This window comes from Geobacillus sp. WSUCF1 (genome assembly GCF_000422025.1).
GTDB classification, from domain to species: Bacteria; Bacillota; Bacilli; order Bacillales; family Anoxybacillaceae; genus Geobacillus; species Geobacillus zalihae.
Map to the genome: position 1 here is coordinate 1 of NZ_ATCO01000010.1, position 5,559 is coordinate 5,559.

The window sequence follows — 5,559 nt, forward strand, 5'->3', positions numbered from 1 at the left end:
TGTTATGATGGGGATAAAAGATTTCTAATTTTTCGATTTCTGCAGACTTGATGAAGGAGGAAACGATGAATGAAAACAGAAGTGGTAGCCAGCGAGAAAGTAAAGGCATTTGATTGCCAACATTTCATCAACGGGCGGTTTTTGCCTTCACAAAGCGGCAAGATGTTTCAAAACATTAATCCCGCTACGGGGGAAGTGATCGGCACCGTCTGTGAAGGGGGGAAAGAAGAGATTGATTTGGCGGTGGCCGCTGCAAAAAGGGCGCTTAGCGGACCGTGGAAGAGAATGACGACTGGGGAGCGGATCGCAGTTTTGCGCCGTATCGGCGATCTCATTTTAGAGCGCAAAGAGGAACTGGCTCGCCTCGAGTCTCTCGATACGGGGAAGCCATACTCTCTCTCCCTCACGTTGGATATTCCGCGGGCAGCGTATAACTTCCACTTTTTCGCCGACTACTTGCGATCGGTCGGCACGGAAGCGTATCAGACCGATGAGGTGGCCATCAACTATTCGATCCGCCGACCGGTCGGGGTCGTCGGACTGATCAATCCGTGGAATTTGCCGTTGCTGTTGTTGACGTGGAAGCTCGCCCCGTGTTTGGCAGCCGGGAACACGGCCGTCATCAAGCCGGCGGAATGGACGCCGCTCACCGCAACTGTATTGGCCGAAATTTGCAAAGAAGCCGGGGTGCCGGATGGCGTTGTGAATGTTGTTCATGGCTTTGGTCCGGATTCGGCAGGGGCGGCGTTGACTGAGCACCCGGATGTTGACGCCATTACGTTCACTGGAGAGACAACAACTGGAAAAGTCATTATGGCGGCGGCGGCGAAATCATTGAAAAAGCTGTCTTACGAGTTGGGAGGGAAAAATCCGAACATCATTTTCGCCGATGCGGATTTGGACGAAGCGATCGAGACGACGTTGAAATCGAGTTTTATGAACCAAGGGGAAGTGTGTCTGTGCGGGTCAAGAATTTATGTAGAGCGGCCGCTTTATGAACAATTTTTGCAAAAGTTTGTGGCCAAAACGAAAGAACTCGTTGTCGGCGATCCGTTTGATCCGAGAACAAATGTCGGCGCGCTCATCAGCGAAGAGCATTACGAACGGGTGATGAGCTACATCGAGCTGGCGAAGGAGGAAGGCGGTCGTATTTTAACCGGTGGAAAGCGGCCGGACGGCTTGGATCAAGGATATTATCTTGAACCGACGATTATTGTCGGTGTCAACCGAAATTGCCGCATCGTCCGCGAAGAAGTGTTCGGACCGGTCGTGACGGTCATGCCGTTTGACGAAGAAGAGGAAGTGATCGCCCAAGCGAACGACACCCACTACGGATTGAGCGCGACGATTTGGACGAACGATTTGCGTCGGGCGCACCGGGTGGCGGCGCGCATTGAAGCCGGAATCGTTTGGGTCAATACGTGGTTTTTACGTGATTTGCGCACACCGTTTGGCGGTATGAAACAAAGCGGCATCGGGCGCGAAGGCGGCATGCATAGCTTTGAGTTTTATACAGAATTGACGAACATTTGCATTAAGCTTTAGCCGCGATGGACGAAAGAGGTGATGACGGTGAAGAAGTGGGACGATTGCGCCGAGTTGCTGCTGGCTGCTGAGAGGGAGAGACGTCCTCTCTCTCCTTTGACGACACTCGATTCGGCGCTGACCGTGTATGACGCCTATCAAATTCAATTGCGGACGATCAAACAAAAAGTAAAGGAAGGGCGCCGGATTGTCGGCAAGAAAATCGGATTGACCTCTAAGGCGATGCAACAGCTGCTTGGGGTTGACCAACCGGATTACGGCCATTTGCTTGATGATATGGCGGTGGAAAACGGCGGGGTTGTTTCGTGGGAGCGGGTGCTGCAGCCAAAGGTGGAAGCAGAAATTGCGTTTGTCTTAAAACGTGACTTAGTTGGCCCGCGCGTGACTGTCATTGACGTGCTGCTGGCGACGGATTATATCGTTCCGGCGCTGGAGATCGTTGACAGCCGCATTGCCGATTGGAACATCCGTCTTGAAGATACAATCGCCGATAACGCTTCATCGGGACTTTACGTTTTGGGGGAAAAACGGTTGTCTGTCCATGCTGTTGATATTGCGCAAATCGGCATGGCGCTCTACCGAAACGGTAAGCTGGCCAACACCGGTGTTGGGGCCACAGCGCTCGGGCATCCTGCGTTTTGCGTCGCTTGGCTGGCAAATAAGCTCTATGAATATGGAAAAGAGTTGAAGGCGGGAGAAGTGATCTTATCCGGAGCTTTGTCGGCAGCGGTGAGCGCCGAGCCCGGCGACGTGTTTTTCGCTCGCTTTGCCCATTTGGGGGAAGTACGGGTCGAGTTTGCGCCATAAACAAGGGAGGAAAAACCGTGGAGAAGATCAATGTAGCAATTCTTGGTTCTGGGAACATCGGGACTGACTTGATGTTGAAGCTTGAACGTTCGGATGTGTTGCAGTTGACAACAGTAATTGGGATCGATCCTCAATCGGAAGGGCTGCGTCTAGCAAAAGAGAAAGGGTATCACGTCATTGACAGCGGCATCCAAGCGTTTTTGGAGCATCCCGAATGGGCTGATTTCGTCTTCGACGCGACGTCGGCGAAAGCGCACATCCGTCATGCCAAACTGTTGAAGCAGGCTGGGAAGGTCGTCTTTGATTTGACTCCGGCGGCCGTTGGACCGTTTGTTGTGCCGCCTGTCAATATAACGGAACATTTGGAAGAGACCAACATTAACTTCATCACATGCGGTGGACAGGCGACGATTCCGATCGTTCATGCCATTGGGCGCGTGCAGCCGGTCGCTTACGCTGAAATTGTTGCGACGATTTCAAGCAAAAGTGCAGGGCCGGGAACAAGAGCGAACATTGATGAATTTACAGAAACGACTGCTCGAGGGCTCGAAAAAATCGGTGGGGCGAAGCGCGGAAAAGCCATCATTATTCTCAACCCGGCTGAACCGCCCATTTTGATGAGAAACACAATATACGCACTTGTCGAAGGGAAGAAAGCAGCGGCGCGGGAAATTTGCGACTCGATCGAGGAAATGGTAGAAACGATCCGCTCGTACGTTCCCGGCTATCGGCTGCGCACGAGTCCGATCATTGAAGGAAATAAGGTGACGGTCATGGTTGAAGTGGAAGGAGCGGGTGATTATTTGCCGAAGTACGCTGGAAACTTGGATATTATGACCGCCGCTGCGGTGAAAGTGGCGGAGGAAGTGGCGAAGCATCGATTATCGAAGTTGTTGGCTGAGGAGGGGAAACGATGAAGCGAGCCATTACCATTACAGAAGTGGCATTGCGCGACGGCAGCCATGCCATCGCCCACCAATATACAACAAAACAAGTGGCCACGATCGCCAAAGCGCTCGATGAAGCGAACGTTCCGTATATTGAAGTGTCACATGGAGACGGTTTGGGGGGATCTTCGCTGCAGTATGGCTTGTCGCGGACCGATGAATTTGAGCTGATTGAAACAGCTGTGGCGGTTTGCCGGCAGGCCAAAATTGCGGTGCTCCTTCTTCCAGGCATCGGGACGGTCAAGGAATTGAAGCAGGCCGCCCGCCTAGGAGCGAAAATGGCGCGCATCGCGACCCATGTGACGGAGGCGGATATTTCGGCCCAGCATATTGCCGCGGCAAAAGAGCTTGGTATGGAAACAGTCGGGTTTTTAATGATGGCGCATATGGCGCCTATCGAGATGCTTGTTCATCAAGCGCGGCTTATGGAAAGCTACGGGGCGGACGTCGTCTATGTCGTCGATTCAGCCGGTGCTCTCTTGCCGCATGAAGTGAAAGAGCGCGTTCGAGCATTAAGGGAAAGCCTTGAAATTGAAGTCGGTTTTCACGCTCATAACAATTTATCATTGGCGATGGCCAATACATTGGCCGCGATTGAGGAAGGAGCGACGCGCGTTGACGGCAGTGTCCGCTGCCTGGGGGCCGGTGCCGGCAACACACAGACGGAAGTGCTGGTCGCGGTGTTGGATCGGATGGGCATTCCGACCGGCATTGATTTGTATAAAATGATGGATTTAGCTGAGCAGCTTGTGGCGCCGATCTTGCCAAAAGCCCAAGAGATTACGCGTGACAGTTTGACGCTCGGATATGCTGGCGTCTATTCAAGCTTTCTTCTTCACGCGCAGCGCGCCGCCCGAATGTTTGGCCTCGATGCTCGCGATATTTTAATTGAACTCGGCCGGCGGAAGGTTGTCGGCGGGCAGGAAGATATGATCGTCGACGTCGCTGCGGAAATGGCGCGTCAAAAAGCGGCTGTAGGAGAGGGGGAGTAAGGTGACTTCTCTTGACTACGAAAAACTCGCTATGGAGCTTTTGAACGCTGAGCATGAGAAGAGAGAAATGGTTCGTCTCACAATCCAATATCCAAATATGACGGTCGAGGAAGCGTACGCTATACAAGAACAACTCGTGGCGATGAAACAGGCAGACGGCTATCGGATCATCGGCCCGAAAATGGGATTGACGAGCGCTGCGAAAATGGCGCAAATGGGGGTGAATGAGCCGATCTACGGGTATGTGTTTGATTATATGATCGTCCCTAACGGAGGGACGGTGGCCATGAACGAACTGATCCATCCGAAGGTGGAAGCGGAAATCGCCTTCATTTTAAAAGAGGATGTCCAAGGGCCGGATATTGACGCGACGGACATTTTAGCGGCAACGGAGTATATCATCCCAGCGCTGGAAATTATCGATAGTCGCTATGCTAACTTCGAGTTTGCCTTGCCGGATGTGATTGCCGACAACGCTTCCTCATCTAGGGTCGTATTCGGAAACCGCCTCGTTCCTCCCGTCTCCCTTGAACTCGACTTGCTGGGAGTGAGTTTATCCATCAACGGTGAAGGGAAGGCGTTCGGCGCTGGCGCGGCGGTGTTGGGGCATCCGGCCAACGCGATTGCCATGCTAGCCAACATGTTGTCCAGAAAAGGAAAAGGATTGAAAGCGGGGGAAATCATTTTAGCCGGAGCGATGACGGAAGCTGTCCGCTTTGTGGCAGGGGATGTTGTGTTTGCCCAGTTTGACCAATTAGGAACGGTTTCGTTCCGATCGACAGATTGATGAAAGGATGAGCCGCATGCCGATTGTTCATATTCATCTGCTCGAAGGAAGGCCGGAAGAAAAGATTAAAGAAGTGATTCGCGAAGTAACCGGTACAATCAGCACTGTTTTAGCTCGCCAAAGGAAAACGTGCGGGTGATCGTATCAGAAGTGCCGAAATCTCATTGGGGTGTCGCCGGCATCCCAATGTCAGATAAACAACGAAAATGAAAAGGGGGAAAAATCACGATGAGTTTGGAATTAGCCATGCTTGTGCCGCATACGCCGAGAATGTGTTTTGAGGATCGAACTCCTGAGTTTCAACATGAACTCGTCAAAGGGATGCACGAAGTGGCGAAAATCATCGAGCAAGTCAAACCGGATACTCTTGTTTTGATTTCTTGCCATTGGATGTCAAGCTTCGACCATTTTGTCGATGCTACACCAAGACATAAGGGGGTATTGACCGCCGTAGAATGTCCTGATTTGATTGCCGATGTCC

Annotated in this window: 5 protein-coding genes and 2 pseudogenes; all 7 read left to right on the plus strand. The window is 52.2% G+C overall.

The window, feature by feature from the left end:
• The first annotated feature begins 69 nt into the window (after window positions 1–69).
• Window positions 70–1,545: a 2-hydroxymuconic semialdehyde dehydrogenase gene (locus tag I656_RS13950; RefSeq protein ID WP_020753725.1), complete on the plus strand. Its 1,476-nt coding sequence runs from the start codon at window positions 70–72 to the stop codon at window positions 1,543–1,545.
• Between the two features lie 21 nt (window positions 1,546–1,566).
• Entirely contained in the window at window positions 1,567–2,352 is a 786-nt protein-coding gene (locus tag I656_RS13945) for a 2-keto-4-pentenoate hydratase (RefSeq protein ID WP_033004686.1), read from the plus strand.
• Window positions 2,353–2,369: 17 nt separating this feature from the next.
• Window positions 2,370–3,269, plus strand: a complete 900-nt coding sequence (locus I656_RS13940) for an acetaldehyde dehydrogenase (acetylating) (RefSeq protein ID WP_013523587.1) — start codon at window positions 2,370–2,372, stop codon at window positions 3,267–3,269.
• A complete protein-coding gene (gene dmpG, locus I656_RS13935) occupies window positions 3,266–4,291 on the plus strand; it encodes a 4-hydroxy-2-oxovalerate aldolase (RefSeq protein ID WP_015374664.1) in 1,026 nt (341 codons plus the stop codon). The genes I656_RS13940 and dmpG overlap by 4 nt, the downstream gene beginning before the upstream one ends.
• 1 nt (window position 4,292) lies before the next feature.
• The gene (locus tag I656_RS13930; protein WP_015374665.1) at window positions 4,293–5,078 is read left to right on the plus strand and encodes a 2-keto-4-pentenoate hydratase; all 786 of its coding nucleotides are present in this window, start codon (window positions 4,293–4,295) and stop codon (window positions 5,076–5,078) included.
• 16 nt (window positions 5,079–5,094) lie between these two features.
• A pseudogene (locus tag I656_RS0114565) lies at window positions 5,095–5,288 on the plus strand (4-oxalocrotonate tautomerase).
• Window positions 5,289–5,306: 18 nt separating this feature from the next.
• Window positions 5,307–5,559: pseudogene (locus I656_RS13925) on the plus strand (extradiol ring-cleavage dioxygenase); the annotation flags it as partial.